At 67.9% G+C, this 26,553-nt stretch carries 25 protein-coding genes; 9 read left to right on the forward strand and 16 right to left on the reverse strand.

Annotated elements, in window-relative coordinates; all coding sequences use genetic code 11:
• The first annotated feature begins 7 nt into the window (after positions 1-7).
• The gene (locus C3B78_RS14935) at positions 8-802 is read left to right on the forward strand and encodes an amino acid ABC transporter ATP-binding protein (protein WP_104998752.1); all 795 of its coding nucleotides are present in this window, start codon (positions 8-10) and stop codon (positions 800-802) included.
• A 28-nt stretch (positions 803-830) separates the two neighbouring features.
• Here C3B78_RS14935 and C3B78_RS14940 read toward each other — a convergent pair whose 3' ends face one another.
• The 7 genes from C3B78_RS14940 to C3B78_RS14970 all read right to left on the reverse strand — a co-directional run bounded on the left by C3B78_RS14940 (position 831) and on the right by C3B78_RS14970 (position 10,916).
• Positions 831-1,826 carry a type IV toxin-antitoxin system AbiEi family antitoxin domain-containing protein gene (locus C3B78_RS14940; RefSeq protein WP_104998753.1) on the reverse strand — a complete coding sequence of 332 codons (996 nt, stop codon included), beginning with the start codon at positions 1,824-1,826 and terminating at the stop codon, positions 831-833.
• 146 nt (positions 1,827-1,972) lie between these two features.
• Positions 1,973-3,724: a 2-succinyl-5-enolpyruvyl-6-hydroxy-3-cyclohexene-1-carboxylic-acid synthase gene (gene menD, locus C3B78_RS14945; RefSeq protein ID WP_104998754.1), complete on the reverse strand. Its 1,752-nt coding sequence runs from the start codon at positions 3,722-3,724 to the stop codon at positions 1,973-1,975.
• A 150-nt stretch (positions 3,725-3,874) separates the two neighbouring features.
• Complete coding sequence (locus C3B78_RS14950) at positions 3,875-5,947, reverse strand: PhoX family protein (protein WP_104998755.1); 2,073 nt, start codon at positions 5,945-5,947, stop codon at positions 3,875-3,877.
• A gap of 235 nt (positions 5,948-6,182) precedes the next feature.
• Positions 6,183-7,187 carry an o-succinylbenzoate synthase gene (locus C3B78_RS14955; RefSeq protein ID WP_199775262.1) on the reverse strand — a complete coding sequence of 335 codons (1,005 nt, stop codon included), beginning with the start codon at positions 7,185-7,187 and terminating at the stop codon, positions 6,183-6,185.
• Between the two features lie 22 nt (positions 7,188-7,209).
• Positions 7,210-8,226 carry a magnesium and cobalt transport protein CorA gene (locus tag C3B78_RS14960; RefSeq protein ID WP_104998756.1) on the reverse strand — a complete coding sequence of 339 codons (1,017 nt, stop codon included), beginning with the start codon at positions 8,224-8,226 and terminating at the stop codon, positions 7,210-7,212.
• A gap of 70 nt (positions 8,227-8,296) precedes the next feature.
• Positions 8,297-9,919: an ABC transporter permease gene (locus C3B78_RS14965; protein WP_234005611.1), complete on the reverse strand. Its 1,623-nt coding sequence runs from the start codon at positions 9,917-9,919 to the stop codon at positions 8,297-8,299.
• Between the two features lies 1 nt (position 9,920).
• Positions 9,921-10,916, reverse strand: a complete 996-nt coding sequence (locus tag C3B78_RS14970) for an ABC transporter ATP-binding protein (RefSeq protein WP_104998757.1) — start codon at positions 10,914-10,916, stop codon at positions 9,921-9,923.
• A 105-nt stretch (positions 10,917-11,021) separates the two neighbouring features.
• On the opposite strand from C3B78_RS14970, the gene C3B78_RS14975 reads away from it, so the two are divergent.
• From C3B78_RS14975 to C3B78_RS15000, 6 genes are all read left to right on the forward strand, one after another.
• Positions 11,022-11,363 (forward strand): ArsR/SmtB family transcription factor, encoded by a 342-nt coding sequence (locus C3B78_RS14975; protein ID WP_104998758.1) that lies wholly within the window; start codon positions 11,022-11,024, stop codon positions 11,361-11,363.
• 11 nt (positions 11,364-11,374) lie between these two features.
• On the forward strand, positions 11,375-11,875 hold the full coding sequence (locus tag C3B78_RS14980) for an SRPBCC family protein (RefSeq protein ID WP_104998759.1): 501 nt from the start codon (positions 11,375-11,377) through the stop codon (positions 11,873-11,875).
• 132 nt (positions 11,876-12,007) lie between these two features.
• Complete coding sequence (locus tag C3B78_RS14985) at positions 12,008-12,550, forward strand: Chromate resistance protein ChrB (RefSeq protein WP_234005405.1); 543 nt, start codon at positions 12,008-12,010, stop codon at positions 12,548-12,550.
• Positions 12,547-13,731 carry an MFS transporter gene (locus C3B78_RS14990; protein WP_104998760.1) on the forward strand — a complete coding sequence of 395 codons (1,185 nt, stop codon included), beginning with the start codon at positions 12,547-12,549 and terminating at the stop codon, positions 13,729-13,731. The genes C3B78_RS14985 and C3B78_RS14990 overlap by 4 nt, the downstream gene beginning before the upstream one ends.
• A 96-nt stretch (positions 13,732-13,827) precedes the next feature.
• Positions 13,828-14,733: a phosphatase PAP2 family protein gene (locus tag C3B78_RS14995; protein ID WP_104998761.1), complete on the forward strand. Its 906-nt coding sequence runs from the start codon at positions 13,828-13,830 to the stop codon at positions 14,731-14,733.
• A gap of 308 nt (positions 14,734-15,041) precedes the next feature.
• On the forward strand, positions 15,042-15,752 hold the full coding sequence (locus C3B78_RS15000; protein ID WP_104998762.1) for a response regulator transcription factor: 711 nt from the start codon (positions 15,042-15,044) through the stop codon (positions 15,750-15,752).
• On the opposite strand, the gene C3B78_RS15005 is transcribed toward C3B78_RS15000, so the two are convergent.
• Positions 15,700-17,190: a sensor histidine kinase gene (locus tag C3B78_RS15005; protein WP_104998763.1), complete on the reverse strand. Its 1,491-nt coding sequence runs from the start codon at positions 17,188-17,190 to the stop codon at positions 15,700-15,702. The two genes, C3B78_RS15000 and C3B78_RS15005, sit on opposite strands and share 53 nt — an antisense overlap.
• Positions 17,191-17,393: 203 nt before the next feature.
• Between C3B78_RS15005 and C3B78_RS15010 the strand changes: the two genes are divergently transcribed.
• Positions 17,394-17,906: a PepSY domain-containing protein gene (locus tag C3B78_RS15010; RefSeq protein ID WP_104998764.1), complete on the forward strand. Its 513-nt coding sequence runs from the start codon at positions 17,394-17,396 to the stop codon at positions 17,904-17,906.
• A gap of 203 nt (positions 17,907-18,109) precedes the next feature.
• Here C3B78_RS15010 and C3B78_RS15015 read toward each other — a convergent pair whose 3' ends face one another.
• Genes C3B78_RS15015 through C3B78_RS15025 form a run of 3 tightly spaced genes read right to left on the reverse strand, consistent with a single transcriptional unit; the run spans position 18,110 to position 21,017 of the window.
• On the reverse strand, positions 18,110-19,069 hold the full coding sequence (locus C3B78_RS15015; RefSeq protein ID WP_234005406.1) for an LssY C-terminal domain-containing protein: 960 nt from the start codon (positions 19,067-19,069) through the stop codon (positions 18,110-18,112).
• Entirely contained in the window at positions 19,066-19,770 is a 705-nt protein-coding gene (locus C3B78_RS15020; protein WP_104998765.1) for an esterase/lipase family protein, read from the reverse strand. The genes C3B78_RS15015 and C3B78_RS15020 overlap by 4 nt, the downstream gene beginning before the upstream one ends.
• 29 nt (positions 19,771-19,799) lie before the next feature.
• Positions 19,800-21,017 (reverse strand): MFS transporter, encoded by a 1,218-nt coding sequence (locus tag C3B78_RS15025; protein WP_104998766.1) that lies wholly within the window; start codon positions 21,015-21,017, stop codon positions 19,800-19,802.
• A gap of 235 nt (positions 21,018-21,252) precedes the next feature.
• Between C3B78_RS15025 and C3B78_RS15030 the strand changes: the two genes are divergently transcribed.
• The gene (locus tag C3B78_RS15030) at positions 21,253-21,597 is read left to right on the forward strand and encodes a hypothetical protein (protein ID WP_104998767.1); all 345 of its coding nucleotides are present in this window, start codon (positions 21,253-21,255) and stop codon (positions 21,595-21,597) included.
• Here the strand turns inward: C3B78_RS15030 and C3B78_RS15035 are convergent.
• The 5 genes from C3B78_RS15035 to C3B78_RS15055 form a co-directional block, all read right to left on the reverse strand.
• On the reverse strand, positions 21,519-23,468 hold the full coding sequence (locus C3B78_RS15035) for a hypothetical protein (protein ID WP_104998768.1): 1,950 nt from the start codon (positions 23,466-23,468) through the stop codon (positions 21,519-21,521). The genes C3B78_RS15030 and C3B78_RS15035 overlap by 79 nt on opposite strands.
• A gap of 109 nt (positions 23,469-23,577) precedes the next feature.
• The gene (locus C3B78_RS15040; protein ID WP_104998769.1) at positions 23,578-24,330 is read right to left on the reverse strand and encodes a cation transporter; all 753 of its coding nucleotides are present in this window, start codon (positions 24,328-24,330) and stop codon (positions 23,578-23,580) included.
• Positions 24,327-24,653 (reverse strand): ArsR/SmtB family transcription factor, encoded by a 327-nt coding sequence (locus tag C3B78_RS15045; protein ID WP_104999820.1) that lies wholly within the window; start codon positions 24,651-24,653, stop codon positions 24,327-24,329. Before C3B78_RS15045 ends, C3B78_RS15040 begins: the two co-directional genes overlap by 4 nt.
• Positions 24,654-24,721: 68 nt before the next feature.
• Positions 24,722-25,162, reverse strand: a complete 441-nt coding sequence (locus tag C3B78_RS15050) for a hypothetical protein (RefSeq protein ID WP_104998770.1) — start codon at positions 25,160-25,162, stop codon at positions 24,722-24,724.
• Positions 25,159-26,484: a serine/threonine-protein kinase gene (locus C3B78_RS15055; protein ID WP_234005407.1), complete on the reverse strand. Its 1,326-nt coding sequence runs from the start codon at positions 26,482-26,484 to the stop codon at positions 25,159-25,161. Before C3B78_RS15055 ends, C3B78_RS15050 begins: the two co-directional genes overlap by 4 nt.
• Between the last annotated feature and the right edge of the window lie 69 nt (positions 26,485-26,553).

Raw genomic sequence — 26,553 nt, forward strand, 5'->3', positions numbered from 1 at the left:
GAAGACCATGAACGACGTCGTAAATTCCTCCGCCGGCACCATCCACGCCGCCGGCGTCTCCATCAAGGACCTGCGCAAGGCCTACGGCTCCAACGAGGTCCTCAAGGGCATCAGCCTGAATGTGGCGCCGGGCGAAGTGGTGTGCCTGATCGGGCCCTCCGGCTCCGGCAAGTCCACCCTGCTCCGCTGCGTGAACCTGCTGGAACAGCCCAACCAGGGCAGCATCCACGTGGGCGGCTACGAGGCCACGGACCCGGATGTGGACATCGACAAAATGCGCCGCAAAGTGGGCATGGTGTTCCAGCAGTTCAACCTTTTTCCGCACCTGGACGCCAAGCGCAACTGCTCCATCGCACAAACGAAGGTCCTCAAGCGCTCCCAGGCCGAGGCGGACAAGGTGTCCATGCACAACCTTGAGCGCGTAGGCCTGGGACACCTCGCGGACCGTTTCCCTGACCAGCTCTCCGGCGGCCAGCAGCAGCGTGTGGCTATTGCCCGGGCGCTCAGCATGGACCCGGAGCTGATGCTCTTCGACGAGCCCACCTCCGCGCTGGACCCTGAGACCGTGGGCGATGTCCTCTCCGTCATGCGGAACCTCGCGAAGGAAGGCATGACCATGCTGGTGGTGACCCACGAAATGGGCTTCGCACGCGAGGTGGCGGACCGCGTGGTGTTCATGGACGGCGGCGTTGTGGTGGAGGAAGGCGCGGCCGAGCATGTCATTTCCGCCCCCACCCAGCCCCGCACCAAGGAGTTCCTGCGCCGCGTCCTCGATCCGACGCATATCGGCCTCGAGGAGTAGCGCGTTTCGCGCCCCCAAAGGACAGCCGCTATCCGGCCCCGGATGGCGGCTGTCCTTTTCGGGCGCGGACACCCGGAATGGTGGCGCGAAGCGGTAGCCTGGGCACCCCCTCGGCGATGAGGAAGGCGGCAAAAGTCTCCGCATCCCGCAACTCAGCCCATGTCCACCGGACAACCCTCCGTCCAGTTGCGCGGATCCGGTCCTCCCTCTTCTTCTCGGCAATCACCACCTCGGAGGGAGTGCGGCCGCGCAGAAACTCCGGTTTCTGGTACTTGACGAGGCCATCAAACTCGCCTGCTATCCTTTCGGCGCCCCATTCGAAGTCGAGGTAGGCCACAAAGCCTTTCCTGTCCACCACCCCGCGCTGAAGCAAGGGGATGGGAAATCCCCCGAGGAACATGTAGGCGCGACTCAAGGATTCACCCGGTGATCCGGAATTCGGGTCGGCGAAGTCCAGTGCGGTACCGATTCGCCTGGCCGCGGCCGCACTGTATCGTTCGCTTGCCATCAGCTTCAAAGAGTCTTTGTCCAGGGGTGGCAGGCCCGTAACGGCGTCCGGCTTGAGTACGTGGTCGAACGCAATCACGGCGTGCTCAAACGGCCGGAGAGCGCCCAAATCCAGGACAGTACGTTCCCTTGAAGTCACCAGGAGCCCTGTCCGCTCGCAGATCTCCGAACCACTCGCGCTGATGCGGTGGCGGCTGATCCCTGGCTTCGACCGGCCACCAGCCGGATCGTCGGTGCAGGCATGGACCACCTTCTGTGCCCCCAGGAGCGGGATGCGCCAAAGGGCCGCCGCCGATTCCAGGCAAAAAACGCTCCGCGTCCTCAGTGTGGTGGCCGTCGCCAGGATCAGCAGCGGATACCGGTCCCATGGCTTGAGGTCCCTCCAGACAGCCTCGGAAACATAGACGCCATGCCTGATCCGGCGCAGCTCCCCTGCTGCGCACTTCCGCGCAAGTTCCCGGGAGTCTTTGCCAAGGCGGGCATAATCGCTGCTGAGTATGAGTGCATTGGTGTCCATCCAGCCATGGTTGCGGGGCTTACACGCCGCCGTAATGCCCGATCACGTGTATGTGGATTAAGGTGGTGCGCCCGATTCGGATGACGGCTCCCGGGATCCCGGTGGCCGATGTCGGAACGGGTAGCGCAGATCCAATCCGGCCGCCGTCAGCGGGCCAGTACTCCCGCTACCGCCGCGGCCACGGCTTCCCTGATCCGTGCGTGCAGGCCGCGCAGGCCGTGCCGGTCCGTCCGGACCTCCACTATGGTGCGGCCTTCGATCGGCCGGGCAAGCGCCTCGGCGAGTCCCGCCGTCGTACCCACCACTGAATGCCCGACGCCGTACGCTGCGGCGAGTGCCGAAAGGTCCACTGTGTGCGGGGTGCCGAAGAGGCGTTCGACGGCGTCCCCGTAGGTTCCGGCCTCGCGCACCGCACCGTGCTCCAGCAGGTCGAAGATGGCACCGCCGGAGTCGTTGAGGACCACGATCCGGAGCTGCGGCTGTTCCTCCCCGGAGCCGAGGAACAGCCCTCCGGCGTCGTGAAGGAAGGTGATGTCCCCCAGCAGGACGGTTGTTTCCTGCCGGCCGCCAAGCGCTACGCCGGTGGCTGTGGAGATGGTGCCGTCAATGCCTGACAGCCCGCGGTTGGCATACACCGTGGCGGCCGGTTCGGGAGCGGGCAGCCCGGCCAGGTCCACGTCCCTGATTCCATTGGAAGATCCCAGCAGCAGTTGGCCGCCGCTGTGCTTCCAGACCAGCGATCCCACGGACAGGCCGGTGGCGGCGGCGTCAGCTGAAAGTATTCCGTCCAGGGCATGCTGCGCTGCCGAGCTGGCGAGGAGCCAGGTATCCAGCCATTCCGGTGCCCCGCGGCCCGCGAATTCCGCCAGGTCTGCAAGGTTCTCCAGCGGCAGCTCGGTGCGGCGGCCCGGCTCGAACCAGGCCACGGGAAGCGGCTGGTACAGGGCGGACGGAACTTCCGCGCGGGCCAGAAGGGCTGCCACCGGGCGGGACAGCGTGGGGCGGCCAAACAGCACCACGCGCTCAATCGGCATCGCGGACCCTGATCCGAAGTGCTCCAGCAGAAGCCGGTACGGCCCCGCGGCGTTCGGGCCGAAGCGGGCATTCGATGACGGCTCCGCCAGCAGCGGCAGGCCGTGGGCGCGGGCAAACGCCTCGGCGACGGGTCCGGCGTCGTGCCCTGCCAGGACCACCGTCCGCCGCTCGGGCAGCCCCGCTGACGCCGGCGGCAGGTTCATAATGAGGGGCTCGGTGCCGATCCGGTAGCGCTGCCGCTCGGCCGCCGGCGGGAGCGCCTCTTCCGGCGAGGGAACCAGCGGATCGCGGAAGGCGAGATTCAGCTGGACGGGGCCCGGCGGGAGCTCCGGGAAGGCGCCGGTGGCGGCGGACAGGCCGGTCCGGATGGCGCGCGCGGGGTCCGATCCGGCGGGGATGTCGGCGGCGAAGCGCACCTGATCGCCGAAGAGGTCCGGCTGGACGGTTGTCTGGTTGGCGCCCGTGCCGCGGAGCTCATCCGGGCGGTCCGCGGACAGGACCACCAAGGGAACCGCAGCGTGGTTGGCCTCCATGACGGCGGGCATCAGGTTTCCGACGGCGGTACCGGACGTCGTCAGCACGGCAGCGGGAGAGCCGGTGGCAAGTGCCAGGCCCAGGGCCGTGAACCCGGCAGAGCGCTCGTCGATGCGCACCAGCAGTTCCACCCGGCCCTCAGCTGAGGCTTCGGCCAGCGCGTATGCCATGGGAGCCGAACGGGAACCGGGCGAAACCACCACGTACTGCACGCCGCCGTCGATCAAAACCCCGACGGCGATCCTTGCCGCCGCGATGGCGCTGATGGAAGGGGCGTCCGGTGAACCTGTCTGGGAAGTGCCGGGGGCGGCATCGTTGTGCGAAGTCACCCGACCAGTCTGCCACCCCCACACCCTCTCTCACTTAATGCGCCTTTAACCCAAACGCTCTCCCACCTTTCGAACCCGGCGGGGCGAAAAGTGAGAGAGCGTTGGCCCAAAACCTGCAGGAAGTGCGAGAGCGTTGCAGGGCTGGAGGGGTCAGGCGTCGGTGCGGAACACCTGGATCACGGACGGGCGGGGTGCGCGTACCTGGCCGGGAGCCGGCGTCGTGCCTTCCGTGACGTAGTCCGGGAAGAAGGAAACCTGCTTCTCGAACGTGCCGTCCTCGCCCGGGTGCTGCACGGCGACGAACACGGTGCGCTCCTCATCGTGGATGATGGGGCCGCAGGTCTCGGCATCGCGCGGAACAGCCAGGAACTGCTCCACCTTCCCGCGCTCGGCTCCTTCCAAGGTGACCTTGAAGAGCCCGTCCGCGCGGCCGATGCCGGAGGGGGCGCCGTCGGTGGAAATCCAGAGGTTGCCCACGGAGTCGAACGCGAGGTTGTCCGGGCAGGAGATGGGCGAGACCTGGTCCACCGGGAAGCCGGAGAAGTAGGTGACGTCGCCCTGCTTGGGATCGCCGCAGACCATGAGCAGGTTCCAGGTGAAGGTGGTGGAGGTCTGGTCGCCGGTCTCGGTGATTTCCACGATGTGGCCATCGCGGTTCTGGTTGCGCGGGTTGACCTCGGTGGCGCCTTCGTTCGTTCCGGTGCCGCGGTTGGAGTTGTTGGTGCACGCCACGTAGACCTTGCCCGTGTGCAGGCTGGGCTGTACGTCCTCGGCGCGGTCCATCTTGGTGGGGCCAACCTTGTCGGCAGCCAGGCGGGTGTACACCAGGACCTCTTCGACGGACATGCCCGGAACAGCGGACTTTCCGTCTACAACCAGGGGCAGCCACTGGCCGATGCCGTCGAAGGCACCGTCCGAGGGGACGGCCCCGGTGCCGGTGATTTCAGCGGCCGGTGAGTTGCCCGTGAACTTGGCGACGTACAGGTTACCGGCGGACAGGAGGGTCATGTTGTGTTTGCGGTCGCCCTCAATGTACTTGTCCTTGGAAACGAACTTGTACAGGTAGTCGAAGCGCTCGTCGTCGCCGGAGTAGGCCACTACGTGACCGGACTCGGCGATGATGACGTTGGCACCCTCGTGCTTGAAGCGGCCCAGGGAGGAATGCTTCTTCGGGGTGGAGGTGGGATCGAAGGGGTCGACTTCCACGATCCATCCGAAGCGGTTGGCCTCGTTCTCGTAGCCGGGCTTGCGGGTGTCCCAGCGGTCCTCGTCCAGTTCCCACTTGCGGGCGGTTGGCTTGCTGGTGATGCCGTAGCGCTTGTCTCCGGCGGAAGTGCCGTTGCCGACAAAGTAGCCCTGGAAGTTTTCCTCACCGGAGAGGATGGTGCCCCAAGGGGTGGTTCCGCCGGCGCAGTTGCCCAGGGTGCCCTTGATGAAGCGGCCGTCCTTGTCCTCGACGGTCTTGACCAGTGCAGATCCTGCAGCAGGGCCGGTCAGTTCATAGACCGTGCTGTTCAGGTAGCGGCGGTTCAGTTCCGCGCCCTTGACGTAGGTCCACGGCTGGTTCTTGTTGTGGCGCTCCAGCTCCACAACGGACAGCCCGTGCGCAGCTGCTCCCACTTTGCGCTGCTGCTCGGCCGGCATGGCGGGAGGGAACATGATGGCGTCGTTGGTGTACTCGTGGTTGGAGAACAGAACGGCGCGGCGGCCCTTGCTGCCCGGGATCTCAAGGATGTCCGTGTAGTCGTTGTTGTAGCCGAACTGCCTTTCCTGGGCTGCAACCGTCTGGTTGTTCAGGTCCAGCTCCGGCGCGTCGTTGAAGATGGGGTCGCCCCAGCGGATGACCGGCTTCCAGGTGAAGCCTTCCGGCACGGTGACGGCGTCCACCATCGCATCAATCGAGGGAATGGCGGTGAACTGAAGCTTGGACTTGCCGAAGCCTTCCTTCGCTGCCTTGGAGAGGCCGGCGGCATGTGCGGAGTCCGGCGAGGTGACGGCGCTGCCGAGGACGACGGCGAGGGCACCGGCGGCGCCGAAGCCCAGGGCGGCGCGGCGGGACATGGTGGCGGAGGCGATGTCGCGGAAGTAGCTGTTGGAGCTGGTGTTGCAGACGTCGCCTGCGCAGGCGTTGTCGCACTTCAGGGCGCAGGTGACGGCGCTGCGCTTGCCCTTGGTGTGGCCGAGCATCGGCAGCAGGGTGAACTTGCGGGCAGTTTCAGACATGGTTGCCTTCCAAAAAAATCGATGCGGTGCCCTCACCTTGCCAGCCGGTTCCTACGGGCAGCCGTCAGCGAGGTGAACCGGAGGTAAACCCGCCGGTAACCCCCGATGACCTGCGCACATGCGAGAGCGTCAGCCCGAAAGGCGCGTTAAGTGAGAGAGCGTCAGCCCGAAAGGCGCGTTAAGTGAGAGAGCGTCAGCCCGAAAGGCGCGTTAAGTGAGAGAGCGTCGCGGTGGGCTAGCGGGCGGCCAGGAGCGCGTGGACGCGGGCGAGCCGGTCCAGCCACCAGTCCCGCCGTTCCGCGGAAGCCGCGTACCGCTCCAGCAGCCCGGCGTCGGCGGCGACGTCACGCAGGCGGATGGCGCCGTCGTCGGCCACTAACGGATCCGTGGTGACGTCCGATTCGAACAGGGACACCGTCCCCAGACCGCACGCATACGGCAGCTCCGGCAATGCGGCCGCCAGGGCCAGTCCGGCGCGGATGCCCACCGAGGTGTCCAGCGCGGAACTGACGACGGCGGGCAGCCCGGCCCGTGCCACGACGTCCAGGGCGCGCCGCACTCCCCCGAGCGGTGCCACCTTGACCACGATGAGGTCCGCCGCGCCGGCGCGGGCAACCCGCAGGGGGTCGGATTCCTTGCGGACGCTTTCGTCGGCCGCAATCAGCACCGGCGTTCCCGCCCCGCGGAGCGCGCGCCGCACCTGCGCCAGACCCTCAATCGTGGGCACCGGCTGCTCGGCGTATTCAAGCCCGACGACGGCCAGCCGGGTGAGTGCCTCGACGGCGGCCGGAACGTCCCAGCCGCCGTTGGCGTCCACCCGGACGGCAGCATCGGGGAGGGCGGAACGGACGGCGGCGAGGCGCGCGACGTCGTCGTCCAGCGTTTGTCCCTGTTCGGCCACCTTGACCTTGACCGCGTCCACCCGGCCGAAGCGTGCCAGAACGTCCGGCACGCGGTCCGCAGGTACGGCGGGAACCGTGGCGTTGACGGGGATCACCGAACGCAGCGGGGCGGGGAAGCCTTGCCAGCCGGCTTCAACGGCCGCGGCGAGCCAGCGGGAGGCCTCTGCGTCGCCGTACTCGGGGAACGGGCAGAACTCGCCCCAGCCGGCGGGGCCGTGCAGCAACAGGGACTCGCGCTCCATGATGCCGCGGAACTTGACCCGCATGGGCAGGCTCACGACGTGCGCGCCGGCCAGGAGTTCCGCTAAAGGGGGCACGGTGGGCAGCGGCGTGGGCATGGACCCACTGTACAAGCGGGCGCTAGATCCACCTGTTGTGGCGGAAGGTCCAGTAGAGCGCCAGCCCCATGGCAATCATCAGGCCGAGGGCAAACGGGTAGCCAAACACCCACTCGAGCTCCGGCATGGAACGGAAGTTCATGCCATAAATGGTTCCCACCAGCGTGGGCGCAAACAGGATGGCCGCCCAGGAGGAAATCCGCTTGACCTGCTCGCTCTGGGCAATGCTGGATTCGGTGAGGCGGCGCATCTCGTCATTCTGCCGCTGGGCCACCAGCGCGGCGTTCACGGCCAGCGCGTTCTGCAGCAGCACACGGAAGGATGCCACGCGTTCATTGAGCCGGAGCACGTGGTCCAGCACGTCGCGGAAGTGGTCCTGGAGTTCCGGATCGGGCTCCCGCTCCGGCGTCCCGGCCATCAGGACCTGGAGGATCCCTGCCAGCGGGCTGGTGGCGCGCTGGAACATGATGACCTGGCGGGAAAGCTCGTAAATGCGCCGGGAAACCTCCGGGTCCGCCCCGAAGAGGTCGTCCTCGATCTCGTCAATGTCGTTCTCGAGCCCCGCCGCCACGGGTTCGTACTCGTCCACCACCTGGTCCAGGATGCCGTAGAGGACCGCATCCGGGCCCAGGGCCAGGAAGTCCGGCATGGCTTCCATCCGGCGGCGCACCTTGGCCAGGTCCGGGGATTCGGCATGCCGGACGGTCACCACATAGTCGGCGCCGACAAAGACGTGGATCTCGCCGAAGTCCACCTTCTCCACGTCGTCCAGGTAGCGGGCCGGCCGCAGCACCAGGAAGACGCATTCGCCGTAATGCTCCAGTTTGGCTCGCTGGTGGCCGGCCAGGGCATCCTCGACGGCGAGCGCATTGAGGTCGAATTCCTCGGCCACCGACTGCAGTTCCCCGGGGTCCGGCCGGTAAAGGCCGATCCACGCCATCCCCTCGCGCTGGCGGAGCACAAAGTAGGTCTCGTCCAGGCTGGCGGGATCCTCCGTCCGCAGCCCGTCGACGTAGACGGCGTTGTCGATAATGGTCACGGCCGGCCTCCTGTGTCTAGGTGCGCTTCCGGCGGCTGCGCGCCGGTGCTGTCAACAAGCTTTCCTGCCGTCAGGCCGTCCCTGTTTCGCGGCGCCGCATCGCTGCCACGGCCACGGCGGCCGCGACCACGGCGATGGCCAGCATCCACCACGCTCCGCTCCAGTCCGTCGTCGAACCGCTGGGAACAGGGGTGTGGGTGAACGGCGAGAGGTCGCGGACGCTCTTGTCCAGGCCCACCAGTCCGCCGAAGATGCCCATCACCACGCCGGCCCCGAGGAGGGCCCAGCCCCCGGCGATGGTCGCGGCCGGCCAGATGACGAACACCAGCGCGGGGACGGCCAGGTAGATCAGTGCCGCCGGCAGCTGGGCCGCCGCGGTCTCCCATACGGCCTGCCCTTCCACGGATGTGTCGCCGGCCGCGGCCAGGGAAGCCCAGGCACCGAGGGCTGTCAGGGACAGGACCAGTACCACCGAGGCCATGCCCAGCAGGAGGTAGCTGGCCAGCCAATGCACGCGGCTGATGGGGGCGGCGAGCAGGAGTTCCGCCGTGCCGCCGGCCTCCTCCTGCCTCAGTCGCAGGACCGCCTGCAACCCGCAGGCGGCGGCCAGGATGCCGGCGATCGAGAACATCGCCGAGATCATCAGCTGGGTCAGTGACACACCCTGGGTTTGGAGGATGGCGCGCAGCGCAACAGTGATGTTGCTGCCGGCGGTCTCCGTTGACGCAATCGCCCTGCCCAGCGAACCGGCCAGCAGCCCCATGGTCAGCCCGCCGACGCCCCAGCCGGTGATCGAGCCAGCCTGCAGCCGGAGGGCAAGGGCGGTGGGGCTGCGCAGGCCGGGCCGGGCCGCCATCCGGCCGGGCAGCGCACCAAACACGCTCGCGCCGCTGTCCCGCCGTTCCAGGAGGACCCACGCCACGCCACCGGAGAAGACGGCCAGCCCCAGCGGCAGGAGCAGCGGCCACCAGCGGCCGCCGGTGAAGGCGAACGTCTGCTGGCCCCATCCGATCGGGGAGAACCAGCTGGCCGTTCCGGCGGTCATGGGGAGCCCGTCGGCGCTCGGCGTGCCGCCGGCATCGCCGATGCCCCGCAGGAGGTAGGCCAGCACAACCAAGGAAGCCGCGTAGCCGTTTGCGCCGCGGGAGGTCCCCATCAGCTGGGCGACGAAGAGCCCCACGCCCAAAAACGCGAGCCCGACGGCGCCTACGGAGGCTCCCGCCAGCAACGAACCGTCACGATCCAGCCCCGCCGCCAAGAATCCGCCGAACACCGCGAGCGCGACCAGGACATTGGCGCTGATGCCATGCATGACCGTGGCCACGGCAGGGGTCAGGCGACCGGCCGGGGTGGCTGCGATCAGCTCGGCGCTCCCGGTCTCCTCATCGGCCCGCGAGTGGCGCACGGCCAGGAAGGTGCTCATCAGGCCTGCCAGCAGCGCCAGGAAGGCGTAGATCAGGAAGAACATGAAGCCGCCAAGGCTTGCGTCGCGCGGCAGGCCGCGGAGCATGAGAATGGCCGGGGTGGCGATGGCCACCTGGAGGATCTCCGCCCGGCTGGACTCCTCGCCGTAGGTCTGTTGGATGGCGGAAGCAGCGAACAGCGTGAGGGCGCCCATGCCCAGCACCCAGGTGACCAGCTGCCAGCGGTCACGCCGCAGCCGCTGGCCCCACAGGATCCGGAGTTCGCGCATGTCAGCCACGGCCCCTCTCGCCAAGCAGGTGCCGCCGCCGGGCGTGCTCAGGGTGCTCTCCCCGTGCTTCAACTCCCTCCCCGCCGGCCCCCACCGAGGTGTCACCATAGTGGCGCAGGAACAGCTCCTCCAGGGACGGCGGCGTGATGATCAGCCCCTGGACCCCCAGTGCGCCAAGGAGCGGAAGCACCTCGGCGATCCGGTCGGAATCGGCACCAAACTTAACCCTGCCGCCGTCGGCCGTCAGGTCATGGACAACGCCCAGCTGGGCCAAGGAACCGGTGTCCACGCCGTCCGCGGCGAAGGAAACCTCGGACCGGGTCAGGTGGCGCAGCGACTCCAGCGTCCCGCCGTCCACCACCCTGCCGGAGCGGATGATGCTGACGCGGCGGCAAAGCACTTCCACCTCGGACAGGATATGGCTGGACAGCAGCACTGTCGCTCCGCGGTCGACGGCGGCCAGTACCTCCCGCCGGAAAACGGCCTCCATGAGCGGGTCAAGGCCGCTCGTGGGCTCGTCGAGGAGGTACAGCTCGGCGTCCGTGGCCAGGGCAGCAATCAGTGCAACCTTCTGCCGGTTGCCCTTGGAGTAGGCGCGGCCCTTCTTGCCGGGATCGAAGTCGAGAGCTTCACAAAGGCGGTCCTTGCGCTGCCGGTAGCCGCGGGCGTCGGTGGTGCCGCCGCGGAGGCGTGAGAGGAGGTCGATGGTCTCGCCGCCCGACAGGTTGGGCCAGAGCCGAATGTCGCCGGGAACGTACGCGAGGCGGCGGTGCAGCTCTACCGACTGTGTCCACGGATCGAGGCCCAGGACGGTAGCGGTGCCGGACGTGGCCTTGGCCAGGCCCAGCAGGACGCGGAGGGTGGTTGACTTGCCCGCACCGTTGGGGCCAAGGAACCCGTGGATCTCGCCGCGCTGGACCTCCAGATCGAGTCCGTCGAGGGCCCGCACCCGGCCAAAATGCTTGTGCAATTCAACAGTCTGGATGATGGACTCCATATTCCGGACACTACTCAGATTCACCCGTTTGTGAAGGGCCGAAAGTCGGTCCGCGGGTGCCGGGCAGCCTAGCAATGCATATCCATATGGATATATAATTACGGCATGGCACGGGCGGCAACAACGGCGGATGCGTTCAACGCGGTGGCGGAACCCCGCCGGCGCGAAATCCTGGACGCCCTGGCCGGCGGCGAACGGCCGGTCGGCGAGCTTGTTGACCTGCTCGGCCTGGCCCAGCCGCACGTGTCCCGGCACCTGCGGGTCCTGCGCGAAGTGGGCGCCGTCGTGGTCCGCGACGAAGGGCGGCAGCGGCTGTACCGGCTGGACCCGCAGGCACTGAGGCCAATCCACGACTGGGTTTCGGGTTACCAGCACCTCTGGAACGAGCGCTTCGAGCTGCTCGAAGACGTTCTTGGGGACCTTCAACAGGAAGACACGCAAGATTAGGGAGCAGGGCAATGGCACCAACAAACACCTTGGACATCAGCTTTCCCACCGACGAGGAAATCCTCATCACGCGCACGGTCAACGCACCACGGCATCTCGTCTACAGGGCCTGGACCACGTCGGAATTGGTCAGGAGGTGGTGGCCGGGCCGGCGCGGCGAAATGACGGTGGCGGACATGGACTTCAGGGTAGGCGGGGCCTGGCGGTACGTCATGGTGGCGCACGGGGAATTCGAGGTGGCCTTCCACGGGACGTACCGGGAGATCGTCCCGAACGAGCGGATCGTCCACACCGAGGTGATGGAGACCCCGGGCGCGCTGCCGGACAGTGAGGAGGGTGCGGTGGTCAACACGGTCACCTTCGAGGAGGCCGACGGCGGCGCCACCGTGGTGCGCATCCGCACCAACGCCGGCAGCAAGGAAGTCCGGGACAGGATCGCGAAGTCCGGCATGGAGGGCGGCGTGCGCGAGCAGTTCGAGATCATCGAGGAGCTGGCGGCTGCGCTGGGCTGACCTCCCACCCGCACTCCCAACTAGGTAGCGCTAAGTGTCGTTCTGGAGGGTCAAAACGACACTTGGCGCTACCTACTTGGGAGGGAGGCAACCCGCACTCCTGATCCTGTAACAGTTGTTACACTTCATGGTGTGACTTCCCTTGAACAGGTGCCCTGGCTGGTGATGCTCGTGCAGGTGCCCTCGGAGCCTTCGCGGCACCGGGTGGCGGTCTGGCGTGAGCTCCGGCGCTTCGGCGCGGTCCCCGTCGGGCAGGGCGCCTGGACGGCGCCCGACGTGCCGGCCTGCCGCGAGGGTGCGAAGAAGGCCAAGGAGCTGGCCGGCGCCGGAAACGGCGAAGTGCTCCTGCTCACCACCGCGCCGGCCGACGACGACGCCGCCAGGCTGCGTGAACTCTTCACTGCTGCACGCGCGGAGGAGTGGGCGGAATTCGTTGCCGACTGCGGCAAGTTCACCGACGAAATCGCGAAGGAAATCGCCAAGCGGAAATTCACGCTGGCCGAGCTTGAGGAGGAGGAGCAGAGCCTGGACCGGCTGCGCCGCTGGTTCCGCGCCCTCCGGACCAAGGACGTCTTCGGCAGCCCGGCTTCGGCGGGTGCCGAGCGGAAGCTCGGTGACTGCGCCGCCGCCCTGGACGGTTTTGCCGCCCTCGTCTACGGCGAGGTGCACTCGTGACTGCCGCCCGCACCGCTGCAGCCAAGGCCGCCAGCGTCTCCGCGCCCCTCTACGCCGCCGGGTTCGTGACGGCATTCGGTGCCCACAGCATCGCGGCGGGCCTGGGCGCGCAAAGCGGGAACATCGGCCTGACGCTGCTTAACTTGGGCATCCTCCTCGCCCTGTACGACGTTTCCGAGGTCTTCCTCAAGCCGGTCTTCGGCGCCCTGAGCGACAGGATCGGCGCCAAACCCGTCATCGTCGGCGGGCTGCTCGCTTTTGCCGCACTGTCCCTGATCGGGCTCTGGGCGGCGGACCCGCTGATGCTGGCCCTGGCGCGGCTCGGCCAGGGCGCAGCGGCATCCGCGTTCTCGCCGGCATCCTCCGCCATGGTGGCCCGGCTGGCACGCGGCGGGAATGCGGGCACGTATTTCGGCAGGTACGGGTCATGGAAAAGCCTGGGCTACATCATCGGGCCGCTGCTGGGCGCGGGCCTGATCTGGGCCGGCGGCTTCGCCCTGCTTTTCGGCACCCTGTCCGTCCTCGCGGCAGCCACGGCAGCGTGGGTCCTGCTGGCTGTGCCGCACTTGGAACCCCTCCCCCGCCAGCGCTACACCGTGCTGGACCTCGCACGGCAGGTTGGCGAGCGGCGCTTCCTCGTGCCCACGCTGGTCCTGGCGGCATCGACGGCGGCGCTCGGAGCCGCCGTCGGATTCCTCCCCGCGCTGGCCACGAGGCACGGCCTGGACGCCGTCGCCGGCACCGCCGCGGTCAGCCTCCTGGCGCTCGGCTCCGTCCTGACCCAGCCGCGGATCGGCCGGCTGCGGGACCGGAACCGCATCACGGACAACAAGGGCACGACGGCGGGACTCCTCCTCATCGCGGCAGGCGTCGGCGTGCTCGCGGCCGCCCCGGGCCCGGTCACCATCTTCCTTGCCGCTGCAGCAATCGGAGTCGGCGTGGGCGCGGCAACCCCGCTGGCTTTCGCGCACCTCGCGGACACCACCCCGCCCGAGCGCATGGGCCGCACCATGGGCTCTGCCGAACTGGGGCGCGAACTCGGCGACGCCGGCGGGCCGCTGCTGGTAGGCGGCGTGGCCACGCTGACCGCCCTGCCCTTCGGACTCGGGGCCCTCGCGCTGTTGATTGCAGCGGCCAGCTTCCCCAGCCTCGCCCCGGCCAGCCCGCCCCGGCCCAACTAGGTAGCGCCAAGTGTCGTTATGAGCCTCCAAAACGACACTTGGCGCTACCTAGTTGGGTGAAGCGGGCTCCCAGCTTTCTGTGACACCCTTAAACCGATGACTTACCAACGGCAGACACCCAGCAGGACAGCAGCCCGACCCGCACCGGGGTCGGGCTTCCTGTTCGTGTTTGCCACCCTGGCCTGCGTGGCCGGACTCATCGCCACCTACTACTACTTCGTGCAGACCACCACCGGCCAGTTCATTGATGAGTCGGCGCTGGTGGAGGCCGTGGGCATCCACGGACCGGCGGGCAAGGCGAGCACAAGGTTCCTGGACCTGCTGCCAACCATCTCACTGGTGATGGCCGCCGTCGTGGTGTTGTTTGTCACGGTGATCCGGAAGCACTGGACGGAGGCCGGGATCGCCGTGGCCGCGTGCGTCGGGGCAAACATCGCCACCCAGGTGCTGAAGGACCTGCTCCCGGCCCGCCCGGACAAGGGTGTGGTGACTCTGGAGCTGAACTCGCTGCCGTCCGGGCACACCACGCTGGCGGCATCGGCTGCGGCCGCGGTCTTCCTGATGGCCTCCCCCCGGTGGCGCCCGATGGCCGGCTTCGTGGGCGGCACGTTCGCCATTGCGTCCGGGGTCTCCACACTGATCAACCAGTGGCACCGGCCTGCGGATGTGGTGGCGGCGTTCCTGCTGGTGGGCGCGTTTATGATTCCGGCGGGCTGGCTCATCATCCGGCGCGGGTCCTGGAATGAGTGGGACGGGTTCGGCAGGCACATCGGCTCGGCACGGCTCTGGCTGACGCTGCCGGTTGCGATCGGGCTGGTATCCGCGGCCGTGGCGCTGTACTCGCTGGCCCGCATCGCGCCCGGCCCTTGGCAGGAGGCCAGCACCACGAACTATTTCTGGGCGGGGATCGCGCTGATCGTGATCGCCGGGTACCTGGCCACCGTCGCCACCACCTCACTGTTCGCATTTGCCGCACGACGGCGGGACTCACCAGGGCGCTGACGGTCGCCTCTGACCCCGACTGAGTGAATGTTGACTGTTTCTTGAGGAATTTCCGGCCCCTTTTTTGATACAGCCCGGGAATACTTGCTGGTGCTTGGCCGGGGATTTCGACCACATTGGTGCTCTTCGACCCGGCCCATCTGTCTCCTGGCGTCGTTTTGAAGTGGGCGCCGCCAGGTATCCCGCGTCCCGGCGCCGCCTGTCCCCCCACGGCGGCGCCGGGACTTCCATCGGCTGGCGGCTTGCTGGGTGTGGTGCTGCCCAGCCGGGGTCAGGGATACTGTCGGTATGAACCGGGAGGCGCGGTCATGAGGGTTCTGGTCGTCGACGACGAAGTGGTGCTGGCCGAAACGGTTCGCCGCGGGCTGCGCAATGAGGGGTTCGTCGTGGACCTGGCCCACGACGGCGTCAGCGGCCTGCGGGCTGCGGTGGAGAACCCCTATGACGTGATCCTGCTGGACCTGATGCTGCCCCTGAAGAACGGCTACGACGTACTTAGGGGAATCCGGGAGCACCGGATCTGGACGCCGGTCCTGATGCTGACCGCAAAAGACGGTGAGTACGACCAGACCGACGCCTTCGATCTTGGCGCGGACGACTACCTTACCAAGCCCTTCAGCTTCCTGGTGCTGGTGGCGCGCATCCGGGCCCTGGCACGCCGGGGCGCCCCCGAGCGGCCTGTGGTCATCGCCCTCGGCAGCCTGAACCTGGATTCCGTAAGCCGCAGTGTCCACCGCGGAGACACCCCCATCGGACTCACCGCCAAGGAATACGCGCTGCTGTACTACCTGATGCGCAGGCACGATCAGGTGGTCTCCAAATCCGAAATCCTCCGCAACGTCTGGGGTTCCGACTTCGAGGGAGGCGGCAACGTCGTCGAGGTGTACATGGGCTACCTGAGGCGGAAAATCGATACGCCTTTCGGGCTGCACACCCTGACCACCATCCGGGGAATGGGGTACATGCTCACCCCCGACCGCCCTGCCGCAGCGGTTTTCCCGGCGCCTTCAGGGGCGTGAAAGGCTGGACCAGGGCCTCCTCGGCGGACTGAACCTGGGTGGCCTGGGCGGGAAATGCCAGCTCGAACCGGCAGCCGCCGTCGGGGGCTTCCGTGCACAGGATCCGGCCGCCGTGGGCACTGACTATTGCGGACGTGATGGCCAGGCCCAGGCCGCTGCCGCCGCTTTCGCGCGACCGGCTTTCGTCAAGCCGGACAAAGCGTTCAAAGATCCGCTCGCGTTCGGCAACCGGCACCGGCGGGCCATCGTCATCTATGGTGAGCAGTACGTCGTCCGGCGAGTTTCGCACCTGGATTCTGATCCGCGCCCGGGCGTACCTCTCCGCGTTATCCAGGACGTTCCGGATGGCCCGGCCGAGGCTCCGGACATCCCCCGTGATCCGGGCCGGTTCAAGCCTGGCCTCGATCTTGTGCCTGCTGGTGCAGCGCAGGCGGCGGACTTCGTCGTTGAGGACATCGTCCAGGTCCACGTCCGCCGCTTCCAGGCGCAGGCCCTGGTCATCGGCCTTGGCCAGGGTCAGCAGGTCCTGGACCAGGTAGCGCATCCGGGCCGTTTCCCCGGCCACAACCTCCTTTGTCTCCTCCCACATGGCCCCGGACGGATCGGCGGCTGCGATCTCCACTGCGGCGCTGAGGGTTGCCAGGGGGCTGCGCAGTTCGTGGCTCGCATCGGAGACAAAGCGCCGCTGTTCCCGGTCCGAGGCTTCCAGCCGGTCCAGCATCATGTTCATCGTCTGCGCCAAGGCCTGGATCTCGTCGGACGTCCGGGGCACCCCCACCCGGCCGTCCAGGCTCCGTGCGTTAATCCCCGCAACCTGGTCGCGGATCTGCTCAACCTGGCGCAGCGACCGTCCCACGAGGATCCAGACGCCGAAGCCCACACCCGCCAGGAGGAGTGGCGCGGCGCCAAGGATGAACCATGCCACGGTGGCCACAGTCTCGGCCTGCGCTGTTACCGTGGCGCCAACGGCTACGGTATAGACCTTCTCGTCCTCGCCAACGCCCGTGGCCGCCACAAGCAGATCATCGTCGAACAGGCTCTGCTGCACGGAGACATGCTCGAACAGCGTTTGTTTGGCTTCCGGCCGCAGCGCCGTGATGGGCCTGGTGGCCGCGGCGGGGACCGACGCCGCCAGGACGGCTCCGTTGGGGTCCAGGATCTGGATGTACTGGCCCGGGCGCGCCGCCGACCTGACATAGTTGGCCGCTTCCTCGAGGTCCTGTTCCGCGATGTGGGCCACCACGTCCTCGGCTTGGAGCCGGGTGAGCCTTTCGGCGGACGCCACCAGGGCCCTCTGCAGCAGCAGCAGGAGAATCAGTCCGCCGACGAGCAGCGCAGCCGCCACAAAGGCGACCGCCGTGGCCGTTGCCCGCTTGCGCACCCCCCAGCGTCGGGTGCGCGTTTTCCCGAAGCGGGGGCGCCGCTGTTCGGCATCCATGAACCAAGGATGCGTCCCGCTGCCGCCTGTGACAAACCCTCCCGGCAACTGTTTTTGATTCCTTTGTCCTGGCTGTGCCCTGGCTGAGGAAAACTGAGCCCTGGCTGAGATTTGCCCGGTGAAATTTGTGGGCGCAGAAGCCTTGGCAGCACACTGGTTTTATCGATCAGGATCTGTTGGGGGCCATACAACAGGAGACCGTCATGGGCAGGAAAATTCTTTTGCTTACAGGCGTTGCTGCCGCGGCAGCCGCAATCTCCGGAGCGTCCATTGCCACTGCCGGCACCACCCCGGGCGACGACCAGCCATTGACCGGAAATGCCCTGCAGCAGGCCAGCGACGCGGCCATTGCCCGCACGGGACCCGGCACCGTCATCAGTGCCGAGACTGACAACGATCCCAATACTTCCTATGAAGTAGACGTTCAGTTGAACAACGGCACCCGGGTGGAAGTGGAACTCGACGGCTCGTTCCAGGTGGTCTCGGAGGGCAGGGACGACGACCCCGGACAGCCGCTGAGCGCTGCAGACCGCGACAGGGCAGGCCAAGCCGCACTGGCGAACGTGGGCAAGGGCCGGATCGGGGACGTGGAACGGGAGAGCGGGGGCGGCGCCGCCTACGAGGCGGAAATCGTTCTTGACGACGGTTCCGAAGTTGACGTTGAACTGGGGGCAGATTTCCAGGTCCTGCGGACGGGCGCGCCTGAACGCGACTGATCCGCGGGCCAAGCCGAGCATGCAGGGCGGGGAGGCGCGCCAGATGAGGATACCGGCAAGAATTCACTTCCTCGCCCTTGCAATGGACAGCGGTGTCCTGGCCGCGGGATTGCTGGCCGGTCCTGAGGCCACAGGTACTGCCCTGTTCCTGGTTTCGATAGGGCTCGGGGCTTATGCGAGATTCGGGCACCGGACGACTGAAGTCAGCCAGAAGCATCCGGCCGGCCCGGCTCGTACAGGTCAATGATCGGCAGGTGACCGTCGGTGCGGATGGCATCGCCGCCGCCGTTGCGGTGGTGGTAGCCGCTGGAGTAGTTGAGGATGACGTGCACGGACTGCACGGCCTCGGCTGCCTGCAGCGTGGCAATGATGAAGTCGCGTTCCTCGTCCGTGCGGTCGGCAATCTTGTGCGTGATCTGGAACGTGAACAGGGACAGTCCCACGCTCCTGTCGTACGTGCCGGCCCCCACCCAGTCCACGGCCAGGCCGCCCGGCAGCATCCACCCGGGCGGGCACTTCCAAAACCGGACATGGTGCCGCTTGCGCGGGTTCCCGTCGATCTCGCGCTGGAACGCCAGGTCCTGCCTGTTGCCGAAGACGTACAGGGAACTAACCGGGGCGGCGGGATAGCTGCGGCCCAGGACGGTGGACACCAGGGTGTGCCAGGCGGTCGCCGGGGTGATGGGATCCGCTTCCACCCAGCCGGCGGAACGCATGGCCCGCCGCAGCTCTTCCTCCGTCCCCACCACGGCGAGGTTAACGGGATCGCCCAGCACGCCGTCGCCCGTCCTTGCCCGGCCGATGAAGTAGTCAGGGATGTACAGGCTGCTCAGGATCTTATGGATGCGCGGCAGCAGGGCATAGGCCAGGATCAGCCAGACGGGCAGGAACACCCACGCCTGCTCAGGGCCACGGGAGAGCCTGGCGAGCAGGAAAAAGTACACAGCCCAGCCGACGGCGACGGTCACCGACAGGTACAGCAGCCGCTGCAGCACCGCCAGCACAGTGGCCCACCTGCTCTGCCGGCGCTCCACGGCGCTGTTGGAGCGGGAGTGGTCAGGCTCGTCCGGAACCGCGCGCGGGGACCCCGCATCGAAGGACCCCGCCCGCGCGGACCCCGAATCCGGTTCTCCGATATCCGGGTTCTCCAGTCCCGGGGTCACGGCTCGTCGAAGTTCAGCTGCTCAACGATGATCCGCGCCGTCTCAGGATCACCCAAAATCCGGAAGTGCCCTGCCGTGGGCAGCTCGATGTTCGTGGCACCGGGAAGGACGCTGCCTTCCGGAATGTGCGGATCGAACGGGCCGTAGATGGACGTGATCCGGCTGTTGATTGCCTCCTCGCGGGCCAGCTCAAGGGTCAGGGGGTTGCGGGGGGAAAAGATGCGCAGGCTCGGCAGCAGCATGTACCTGGCATAGCGCGAACCGGAGAACGGGGTGCACACCGTAACCATCCGGTTGATCCGCTGCTCAGGATCCAGCATCATCATGGCGTACTTTCCAATCAGGCCGCCCTTGCTGTGCGCCACGATCGCGGCATCCCGCAGCCCAGCTTCCTCCAGGTGCTGCGCCACCATCCGGGCCGCCGCGGGGACATCGAGCTGGTTCCGCTGCAGCACCGTGACCACGTGGACGGGATGGCCGGCGTCGTGGATGGACTGGATGAGCGGCATCATGAACTGCCAGTTTTCGTAGACGCCGGGGATGATCAGGACCGGCCGCCGGTGCCCCTGGTGGAAGGACCCGGGCTGGACACGCGACAACATGCCGCGGACCTGCCATCCCGCGGCATATAGGTAGTCCTGCAGCCACCAGGCGCCTTTTTGCAGCGCGCTGATCCTCGTGGGCGTGCCCGGTTCACTCATCTGTCGAGGATATCCCGCCCTCGCGTGGCTCAGTAGTTGCGCCGGTGCCTCAGGCGGGGAATCACGACGGCGAACACGGCCGCCGCCGCGAACCCCAGTATGCCGGTGGCTGAGATCCCCGCGCCCAGGGTGGCAAGGGCAGTCACCCCGGAGAGCAGGACGGGGCCGGCGGTGGACCCGGCGTCGGCCATGAACCGCCACAGCCCCAGGAACTGCCCGCGGCCCCGGTCCGGCGAGAAGTCGGCGCCCAACGTCATCACAAGGCCCGAACTGATCCCGTTGCCGAACCCGATCAGCAGCGCAGCCAGCAACAGCCCCGTGAAGGACCCGGTCAGCGGAATCAGCAGCAGGGCCACGCCCATGAGAAGCGTGGACGGGACGGCGACGAACTGCCGGCCCTTCCGGTCCATGAGCTTGCCGGCGGGATAGAACACCAGCATGTCGATCGCGCCGGAGAGCCCGTAGATCAGGGAGGCGGAAGTTGCGTCCATGCCCAGGTTGTCCGCCCACAGCGGGATGACCACCTGCCGGGAGGAGCGGAGGGCGCTGAGCAGCAGGATCCCCAAGCCCAGCGAAAGGAACACGCCTGCGTGGGATACCGCCACACTGCGGAGGGTGGGCTCCGGACCCTTGTAGCCGCCGTCGGGCGCTGGCGGAACGGCCAGGTCCGGGATGGTGAGGGACAGCAGCGCGGCTCCCGCCATGGCAACCACGCCCACCCAGTAGGCGCCGCTGATTCCGGCGAACTGCATCACCGCCGCGCCCAGGAACGGGCCGATGAACACGCCGATGCGGTTCACGCCGCCCAGCGTGGAGAGCGCCCGGGCACGGAATTCCACGGGTACGGCCTCGGTGAGGTACTTCTGCCGGGCCAGCCCGAACACGGCCCCGGACATCCCGACGACGGCCATCGCCACTGCGAGCAGCCACAGCCCGTTGGGGACCACGGACGTCAGCCCGGCCGCCGCGAGCGCGAGCCCGGCGGCCGCGGCGGCAGCCACGATGGACCAGCGCTCACCGAATTTGAGGGTCACCAGGGAGGCGGGCAGGTTGAAGAACCAGGACCCCACGCCGATCAGCGTGACGATCAGCGCCGCAACGGCCACCGAAGCGCCGAGATCGCGGGCGGTGAGGGCCACCACCGGCAGGATGGCTCCCGTGCCGATCCCGTAGAGCAGCGTGGGCCCGAAAGCGGCCACCGCCATGCCGCGCAGGCTGAAGGGCTGGGGGTCGTCCGGGGAAGTCATCAGATTTATCCTATGGCCGCCCACGAGGCGCCGCCGTCCGGCGCAGCGAGGGCAGGCGTCAGTGCGCAGGACTGGCCCATGCGCACCGAAGCCGGGCCTCCGGGCGCAGGCCGGACGCGCCCATGCCCCGGCCAATAGGACGGGTGAAATTCGGGGGTCACAAACGCCCCGGGAAGGAGTAGCGTTCGCTTTATGGGGCGCTTTCCCGCGCCCACACAAACGGGGAGGTCATTCGATGGGTGAAGTGTGGATCCGCACGCTCGGCAACGGGCTGGTCCGGGCAGACAGAGTCACCGAAATTTCATCCACCAGGGGGTCCTTGCACGAGGACCAGGGGTATTCACTGAAAGTCATCGTGGACGGCAAAGGCCACGTGCTGATCGACGACGCCGACTTGCAGGGCACGCTGGCGGAGCGGCTGGAGTATGCGCGGCATGTGGAGGACGCCCTGCTGCTCGCCATGGACGAGGCACGGGACAGCGACGCCGCCGTCGTCATTTCCTATGAGCCTGAGCGCGAGCGCTGGTCCGCCGCACCTGTCACGGTGTTAGCCGGAAGGCTTGCCGAACCGGTGGGCTGAGCCTGCCGTTCGCCACGTACGACGCCGGGCGGCGGCTGGGGTGCCGCCCGCTGCGGTTTGGCAACCGCTTGCTCCTGCACGGGTTCACCGGTACGCGCCGGCAGGCCCGTGATGCTGGTGCGCGTGAAGCAGAGCGACCAGAGCGCAAGCACCAGCACCACCACCGCAACCCAGGGCAGGTCCGGCCACGCCAGCATGAACGGCACAGCCACGGCCGCCGCCGTCACGATCAGCAAATACCACGTGACGTACCACCACGGGTTGGCCGGCAGGTTCCGGGTGGGATCGCTGGACTGCCGGAACGACGGCTTGCGCAGCCGCTGCAGCCGGTCGTGCAGCACTCCCCACACCGGCCCGTTCAGGAGTCCCACCAGCACGCCGGCAAAAACGGCGGTTGTCACGGCCAGCACGCCCAGGTCCTGCCAGTGCGCCCAGTGGTACGTCGGGCCGGAGCACAGCCAGGCGGACCACCATGGATCCCGGCCGGCGCCGGGCGGTCCGCACTGGACCAGGTTCCGCGTCCAGTCCAGGGAACCGAGCCACGCCAGCGCCGCCGGGGCGCTCAGCGCTGAGGTGATGACGGCGAGAAGCCGCGTCACCCCAAGGCTCTTCACCATGACGCGGTGCGGGCGGAGCCGCCGGTCGCCGTCGAGCATCCTGAACGCCAGCCCGGGAGGGTCCGGTGGCGGGTCCAGGACCAGCCGCGCCAGCGGATCCAGCACCTCAACGCGGTTCTTGGAGTAGACAATGTGGTCGTAGATCAGGGCGGACCGGTTGTACACGGGATGTTCCTCGGGGCCCGGACCGCCGTCGCCCTCTGTGTCCCGGGCATAGATCTTGCCGAAGACGGGCAGCCGACCGTTGGCGTGCGTGGAGATCGGCCCGGCGGGCACAAAGTCGAACTTCCCCCACACGTTGATCCAGCGGGGGCGCCGGGGGTTGGCCAGCCAGTCCGTCACGGGGTCCTCCCCCGTTCCGCCGCCCCACTGCGCGTAGCCCAACAGGTCCAGCCCGCTGCCCACGCTGACAAAGTTGGTGGCGCGGGCCTGGTTCTGGAACAGGACCTGCCCGGTGATCGCGGCGCCCTGGCTGTGCGCCACCACGGTCACCTCGGTGCCCGTGCCGTGGTCCCAGCGCTGGAGCGTGTCCACCACCCGCTGCCGCATGGCCGCAGCCTGCAGGGGCTTGCGCTTCCACACCTGGGGATCGCCCAGGAAGTCCGCGAACAGGGACACAAGCTTCCCCATCCACCGTCCCGGCCCCGGAATCCAGGCCAGGATGATGATCAGCAACAGCACCACGAGCACCGCCAGCAGGATAAAGAACCCGGCGAACGCGGCCAGCGAGGTAAGGACCAGCTGCCGCAGCCAGGCGCCGAGCCACCGGACGTCCTTCCGCTGGCCGGGATGGAGGTTCCATTTGATCAGCTGCACGGACCGCATGTACACCCGCAGGGCGGTGCGCAGCGCCCACGAGTAGGTGGACGCGGCCGACGCCGGCTCGAAGTCCCTGCCCCAGGACGCCTCGGTCATGAGAACAGTCAGATAGTCCGGCTTTTGGCCGGCAACGCCGCGGAGGACCTTGACCAGCACCTCCGGTGCGTCCCCCACCGCGTTCGCCTTGGTGATCACCAGGTGCGGATGCGCGGTGCGCGGCACCATGTCCAGGGAGAGATCGTGCAGGCTCAGCATCAGGGGCTGGGCCCATTCCTGCAGGGTGCCGCCTTTGAGGGCCCGGCCCATGCCGTGGACGAACACCACCACGTGGTCCGGCCGGCCCGGTTCCCCTGGTTGCCCTGGCCCGTCCGGTGGCTCCGCGGCCTCCGCGCCTTCGGCGGCGTCATGGCCGCCACGGCTTGCGCGCTTGTCCATGGCTAAATGATCCACCCGCGCCAACTGGCGGGGGAAGGGGAAAGTGCGGATCCCGGATCCTGGTTCCCGAACTGTGGCCCGGACGTTCCCCTGGGGTGGAGACGGGCGCTCAGCGGCCGGCCGGCGGCGGCCCGGATGCCGGGGTTTCCGGTGCCGGCTTGTCCTGCTGGGCCGCGTCCCCGCAGCCGGCGCAGCACGCAGCGTCTACTTCATCAGGGCCGCTGCCCTCACCGCCGTGCAGGACGGGGCAGCAGGCCTCACCCCGCCAGGCGTCGATGCCTTCACGAACGGCGATGGCGGCGATGACCAGGGCGGCACCGGCATCGGCCCACCACCAGCCCAAAGCGCTGTTCAGGACCAGTCCAACCAGCAGTACGGCCGAGAGGTACGTGCAGAGCAGCGTTTGCTTGGAATCGGCCACGGCGGTTTTGGAGCCGATTTCCCGCCCGGCGCGGCGCTGCGCCCAGGACAGGACGGGCATGACCGCCAGGCTCAAGGCTGCGATTGCGATTCCCGGCGCCGAGTGCCGGGCTTCTCCCCCGCCCGTGAGTGACCGGACCGCGTCCACGCTCACGAATGCGGCAAGGGCAAAGAAGGAAATGGCAATGATCCGCAACGTCAGGTGCTCGCGCCGCTCCGGATCCTTGGCGGTGAACTGCCACGACAACGCCAGGGCGGACGCCACCTCTATGACGGAGTCCAGGCCGAAGCCCACCAGCGCGGAGGAGTCCGCGGTTCCGCCGGCCCAGAGTGCCACTACGGCTTCGATGACGTTATAGCTGATGGTGGTGGCCGCGAACAGCCGGATCCTCCGGCTCAACACTGCGCGGCGTTCCGGGGTTGGTGTGTGGAGCAGCGTCATGCAACGCACTCCCCGTCCGGGGCGCAGCAGGCCGGGTCCACGGCAAGGACAACACCGATCAGGTCCTTGATGGCGTGGCCAAGCCTGGCGTCCGCAAGTTCGTAGCGGCTCCGCCGCCCGTCCGGGACAGCAACCACCAGTCCACAGCCGCGCAGGCAGGCCAGGTGGTTGGACATGCTCTGCCGCGAGACCCCCAGGGAGTCAGCCAAATCCGACGGATAAGCCGGCGCTTCGGAGAGGGCCAAAAGAATCCGCGCACGGGTTGCGTCCGACACCGCGTAACCGAACCTGGACAGCACGGGGGCATGGGTAAGCGATTCCATGGACTTAAAGTACATCCGAAGATGTATTCAGGCAAGCATGTACTAAGGGCCTGGTGGCTACTCTGCCCTTAGCCGTTGCCTTTGCCTTTACCCTTCCCGGCGTCCTTCTTGGCATCCTCGGGCTGCTCTTCAGCCTCTTTTTGGGCGTCTTCCTCCTGGTCCTCAGCGGCCGTTGGTTCCGCGGAGGGGGCGGGCTGCGGTTCCGCCGCCTGCTGCGCCGCCTCGAGCTCAGCCCTGATTTTGCTGATCGCAGCCTCCGCGCGCGCCTTCCGTTCGGCCGACATCATGCCCTTTTCCGCTGCGGTTGCCACGCCCTGGCCCAGCTGTTGAAGCTCGGCGAGCGCCGCCGGAAAGTCCTGCTGCGCGGCGAGCTGTTTAGCGGACGCCACCCGGGCCTGCAGGTCTTCCGCCGTTCCTGCATCCAGCTCCGACGCGCCGGCGCAGGACGTGAACAGCACCAGCCCCAGGCAGACGGCCAGGATCCGGACTGAGTATCTTGTCCGGCTCATGGCGTGACGCTCTCTTCCAGTTCCTTGAAGTGCTCGCCCAGCGGTCCGGTGATGACCGGCTGGGGTGTTTCCACGGGGGCGGGGGCGGGGCGTTGGATGGAGGTTAACAGGAATGCCGCGAGGACCAGCACAAGAACGACGACGGCGGCCAGGATCCAGGGCCGGCGGCCCTTCAAGGTGCCGGGTTTCTTCCACGGACGCTGCGCGATTGATGGTCCGCGGGCGGGAGCTTCAGGGATTCCTGCCCTGGCTTCAGGGATTCCTGCCCCGGGAGCCCGCTGCCACGACGTCACGTTGGTTGCTTCGCTGCCGGAAAGGGTGGGAATCCTTGGCCCCCGGGTACCTGCCGGTCCAGCGGGCTCGGGGTTCCCGGACGGTTCGGGAGCATTCCCGGGCCCCAGGGGCGGGAGGACGCGGGTGGGCTGCGGAAGGGCTTCCGTGGCGGCCGTTGCCCCGCCGGCTGCATTGGCCAGCCCGCCCCGGTCTCCGGCCGTGCCGAGTTCCGCGGCCACGCCCGAGGCCTCCGGCCGTGCCCGGGGGTCCCGCGCAGTCATGGCGGCGAGCAGCGGCGTCCAGCGCGGACCCAGGGCATCAGGAATATCCGGGTCCTGCGAGAGCCTGGCCACTGCGGCCTCAAGCGGCGGCCCGGGGAATGCCACTTTCCCGGTCAGTGCCTCCAGCAGCACAAGCCCCAGCGCATAGATGTCCGCCGCCGGTCCAACCTGTTCTCCGCTGGCCTGCTCCGGACTCAAGTAGGCCGCGGTCCCCGGCACCATATTGGTGGCGGTGACCCGGGCGCCGTCGAGCATCCGTGCGATGCCGAAGTCCGCCAGCTTGGGGCGCAAGGGGGAATCCGCCGTATAGCGGGTCAAGAGGATGTTGGCTGGTTTGATGTCGCGGTGGACCACACCGCGGTGGTGGATGTACTGCAGCGCACCCGCGAGCTCGGCGCCCAGGCGGGCCACCTCGGCTCCGGGCAGCGGGCCCGAGGCCAGGTGCCCGCGCAGGTCCACCCCGCTGACCAGCTCCATCACCAGGAAAGGCACCTCCCGCCCGCCGCTCAACAGGGTTCCCGTATCGAAGAGCGTCACCAGGCCGGGGTGGTTCAGCCCGGCAAGCATCCGGGCTTCTGCCTGCTGCCTACGCAGTTCCTCCGGATCGGTGACGTCGGCACGGAAGACCTTCAGCGCCACTTCCCTGCCCAGCACCACGTCGGTGCCCCGGTAGACGCTCCCCATGCCGCCGTCGCCAATTACCTGGCCAACCCTGTAGCGCTCACCCAGGACCGTCCCGGCCATACCCGTCTGCGTTTCTTCCGTCATGCGGCCCCTGCCCTTCAGTCCACCCATCACTCTAGCCATGCCGCCGTGCGCGCAGGGGGAACAATAGAG

This window comes from Arthrobacter sp. PGP41, from assembly GCF_002953935.1.
Taxonomy (GTDB): domain Bacteria; phylum Actinomycetota; class Actinomycetes; order Actinomycetales; family Micrococcaceae; genus Arthrobacter.

Bases quoted from the DNA above. Each gene is read 5' to 3' on its own strand.
- C3B78_RS14935 (WP_104998752.1), top strand. From the start codon at position 8: ATGAACGACGTCGTAAATTCCTCCGCCGGCACCATCCACGCCGCCGGC.
- C3B78_RS14940 (WP_104998753.1), bottom strand. From the start codon at position 1,826: ATGGACACCAATGCACTCATACTCAGCAGCGATTATGCCCGCCTTGGC.
- C3B78_RS14950 (WP_104998755.1), bottom strand. From the start codon at position 5,947: ATGTCTGAAACTGCCCGCAAGTTCACCCTGCTGCCGATGCTCGGCCAC.
- C3B78_RS14955 (WP_199775262.1), bottom strand. From the start codon at position 7,187: ATGCCCACGCCGCTGCCCACCGTGCCCCCTTTAGCGGAACTCCTGGCC.
- C3B78_RS14965 (WP_234005611.1), bottom strand. From the start codon at position 9,919: ATGCGCGAACTCCGGATCCTGTGGGGCCAGCGGCTGCGGCGTGACCGC.
- C3B78_RS14970 (WP_104998757.1), bottom strand. From the start codon at position 10,916: ATGGAGTCCATCATCCAGACTGTTGAATTGCACAAGCATTTTGGCCGG.
- C3B78_RS14975 (WP_104998758.1), top strand. From the start codon at position 11,022: ATGGCACGGGCGGCAACAACGGCGGATGCGTTCAACGCGGTGGCGGAA.
- C3B78_RS14980 (WP_104998759.1), top strand. From the start codon at position 11,375: ATGGCACCAACAAACACCTTGGACATCAGCTTTCCCACCGACGAGGAA.
- C3B78_RS14995 (WP_104998761.1), top strand. From the start codon at position 13,828: ATGACTTACCAACGGCAGACACCCAGCAGGACAGCAGCCCGACCCGCA.
- C3B78_RS15000 (WP_104998762.1), top strand. From the start codon at position 15,042: ATGAGGGTTCTGGTCGTCGACGACGAAGTGGTGCTGGCCGAAACGGTT.
- C3B78_RS15005 (WP_104998763.1), bottom strand. From the start codon at position 17,190: ATGGATGCCGAACAGCGGCGCCCCCGCTTCGGGAAAACGCGCACCCGA.
- C3B78_RS15010 (WP_104998764.1), top strand. From the start codon at position 17,394: ATGGGCAGGAAAATTCTTTTGCTTACAGGCGTTGCTGCCGCGGCAGCC.
- C3B78_RS15020 (WP_104998765.1), bottom strand. From the start codon at position 19,770: ATGAGTGAACCGGGCACGCCCACGAGGATCAGCGCGCTGCAAAAAGGC.
- C3B78_RS15025 (WP_104998766.1), bottom strand. From the start codon at position 21,017: ATGACTTCCCCGGACGACCCCCAGCCCTTCAGCCTGCGCGGCATGGCG.
- C3B78_RS15030 (WP_104998767.1), top strand. From the start codon at position 21,253: ATGGGTGAAGTGTGGATCCGCACGCTCGGCAACGGGCTGGTCCGGGCA.
- C3B78_RS15035 (WP_104998768.1), bottom strand. From the start codon at position 23,468: ATGGACAAGCGCGCAAGCCGTGGCGGCCATGACGCCGCCGAAGGCGCG.
- C3B78_RS15040 (WP_104998769.1), bottom strand. From the start codon at position 24,330: ATGACGCTGCTCCACACACCAACCCCGGAACGCCGCGCAGTGTTGAGC.
- C3B78_RS15045 (WP_104999820.1), bottom strand. From the start codon at position 24,653: ATGGAATCGCTTACCCATGCCCCCGTGCTGTCCAGGTTCGGTTACGCG.
- C3B78_RS15050 (WP_104998770.1), bottom strand. From the start codon at position 25,162: ATGAGCCGGACAAGATACTCAGTCCGGATCCTGGCCGTCTGCCTGGGG.
- C3B78_RS15055 (WP_234005407.1), bottom strand. From the start codon at position 26,484: ATGACGGAAGAAACGCAGACGGGTATGGCCGGGACGGTCCTGGGTGAG.